Annotated in this window: 2 protein-coding genes; one reads left to right on the top strand and one right to left on the bottom strand. The window is 63.8% G+C overall.

The features are described 5' to 3' along the window. The first annotated feature begins 87 nt into the window (after window positions 1-87). Window positions 88-474: a type II toxin-antitoxin system VapC family toxin gene (locus A39O_RS0107785; protein ID WP_020504124.1), complete on the top strand. Its 387-nt coding sequence runs from the start codon at window positions 88-90 to the stop codon at window positions 472-474. Window positions 475-717: 243 nt separating this feature from the next. On the opposite strand, the gene A39O_RS0107780 is transcribed toward A39O_RS0107785, so the two are convergent. After that, window positions 718-2100: an IS4 family transposase gene (locus A39O_RS0107780; protein WP_020504123.1), complete on the bottom strand. Its 1383-nt coding sequence runs from the start codon at window positions 2098-2100 to the stop codon at window positions 718-720. Window positions 2101-2376 lie beyond the last annotated feature (276 nt).

The raw sequence follows: 2376 nt of genomic DNA, 5'->3' as shown, positions 1-2376 counted from the left end.
CGCGGCGGTCGGCCAGTTTCAGGTGCCGGAATCGATCGACGGTTGTAACGCGCTGATCGATGAACTGTTCGGCGGGGATGCGACGCATTGAGGCTNCTGCTCGATACCCATATCGCGCTCTGGGCACTGACCGACGACCCGCGCCTGTCCGCGCGCGCGAGGTCCTTGATCGAGGATCCGGNTAACCAGGTGCTGGTCAGTGCCGCGACCGTCTGGGAGATCGCNATCAAGCACGCGCTGGCGCGTACCGACATGCCGATCTCGGGCGNTGAGGCGCTCGACTGGTTCCGCCTGGCCGGCGACGACCTGCTGCCGATCANCCCCGAGCACGCCGCGGCAGTCGAGCGACTGCCCAACCATCACCGCGACCCCTTCGACCGCCTGCTGGTCGCCCAGGCCCAGACCGAGCCCTTGCGGCTGTTGAGTCGCGATCCGCTGGTCATTCGCTACGGCGAGGCGGTCATTGGCGTTTGAGCGTCGGCCGGCTTCGCTTCCTAAACTCGTACCCGGACGCCGATGGTCCCGGAAGCTGGAGCTTCGGCGCAGAGGTCGCGAAGCAGGAGCTTCGCGACCAGCGGAATACGGTGCGAGGCTCGATTAAGTCCAGCGGGCGGCACAGAATCTAATTGAGCCTGGCCCGAATGGCACTGACTTAAGCAAATTCTTCATGTAAATCGTCCTGTTATGCGTGACGACCCGATGCATTTCCGTGCGCTTTCACTTCGCTTTCTTGGGGTGCCCGTGGAGTCGCACTTCCTGGCGCGCCAGCGCCCTGGGCTCCATGAGCAGCGGGAAGTTGCGCGGTCGTCGTTTGAGCGCGCGGGGCTCGATCCGGCCGGGACGCCGCCCGACGCGTTGCTCGGCCATCAGGGCGAGCAAGGCCGCCATATCGGACGCTGCGGCGAGGGCGTCGCGGTAGGCTTGCCACAGGGTCCACAGTTGCACCGCGTGCTTGAAGCTGAGTTGGCGCGGGACCTGGTCGGCCAGCAGCGCCGACTGCGCCATCAGCAGCCGGATCAAGTTATAGGCCAGCAGGTAGACCCAGATTTCCTTCTCCACCATCGCCGGGCTCTTGCACGAAAGCTGTTCCATGCCGAGCGTGGTCTTGATGTTGCGCAGATCGAGTTCGACGCTCCAGCGACGCCGGTAGAGGGCGCTGATTGCCGGTTTGGGGTAGCGGTTAGGGCACAGCAGGGTCGTCACCAGGATCTTGCCCCCCGCGGCCAACTCGCGCACCATCAGCGTGACCGGCACAGCGGCGTAGTCGACCGCGGTCATCCAGTCGGGACGGTCGGGCCGACACCACAGGATGCGATGGTCGCGTGGGCCAAGTATCTGTCCGAGAGCGAAATTCGTGGTACGCCGACGGGCGCCGAACTGCTCGAAGACCCCGTCGACGCCATGCGCTACCAACCAGCACAGCAGGAAGTAGGTTGGAAAGTACGCATCGCCCACCAGGATATCGCCCGCTGCCAGCCGCGGGGCCAGCATACGCAGCAACGTCTGCTCGTCGCTGCCCTTGCCCTCGCAGGGGGCGATTGCCGCATCACACAACACACCGCTGCCCAAGCTGATCAACCCCACCATGCGGCACTGCGGAAACCCCAAACCCGGCGTCTGGGTGGCGGGCTGCGGCCAGTGGATTTGGTTGGCCAGGGTGTCAGGCATCGACAAGGTCGTCCCATCGACCAACCACACCCGCCGATTCTGCCACCGCCAATGGTTCGGGATCGCCGCCGACACCAGGGCCCCGGTGTCACGGGCCAGTGTCATGGGGAGGTCCGTCGGCAGCCGCTGTCGCGCTTTGCAATAGCCCCCGGTATTGTTGCGGCAGGGCGGCAGGTCCAGCGCCAAGCGCCGGATCGCCTCGCCATCGACGGCGCGTTGGCACGAGCGGTCTGCCGAGAGCACCTGAGTACAAAACATCGACAACACCTTCCTCTGCGGGAACAATCGGTTGCGACTGTGTGGCGCCGGTGCGTCGCCGCCCTCCAGCAACCGCGGTCCGGTCAGCAGGTCGAAAAAAGCGTCGGTCGCAGGCTGTGCGATGCAGGTCTGCACGCGGTGTTGAACGGCCCTGGTCTGTGATCCGCGATGCATCTTGCTGGTCCCTCGGGTGACGTGTTGCTCGATCGCAACCTCCAGCCTACCACTTGCAGCTATCGACCAAAGATTTTCTTTTTTCTCAGTTGGTTGGGCTTAAGTCAGTGCCATTCGAGCCTGGCCCCTTTTCCCCTCTTGGGTTCGAGAATTAAGTAAACTGTCCCCGGAACTCCCAACTCCCGGAACTCCGCAAAAACGCAATCAGTGCGGCATGTTGTTCCTAAGATTCCGCATCTTATGCGAGAATCTCGCGGACGACTTCTGGGTGCTTGC

It is taken from the genome of Lamprocystis purpurea DSM 4197 (assembly GCF_000379525.1).
GTDB lineage: Bacteria > Pseudomonadota > Gammaproteobacteria > Chromatiales > Chromatiaceae > Thiodictyon > Thiodictyon purpureum.
The sequence above is the reverse complement of the archived record's forward strand: the minus strand, read 5'-3'. Positions and strand labels throughout refer to the sequence as shown.

What these genes read in the sequence shown, in the direction of transcription:
- A39O_RS0107780 (WP_020504123.1), bottom strand. Translation starts at nt 2,100, where the DNA reads ATGCATCGCGGATCACAGACCAGGGCCGTTCAACACCGCGTGCAGACC.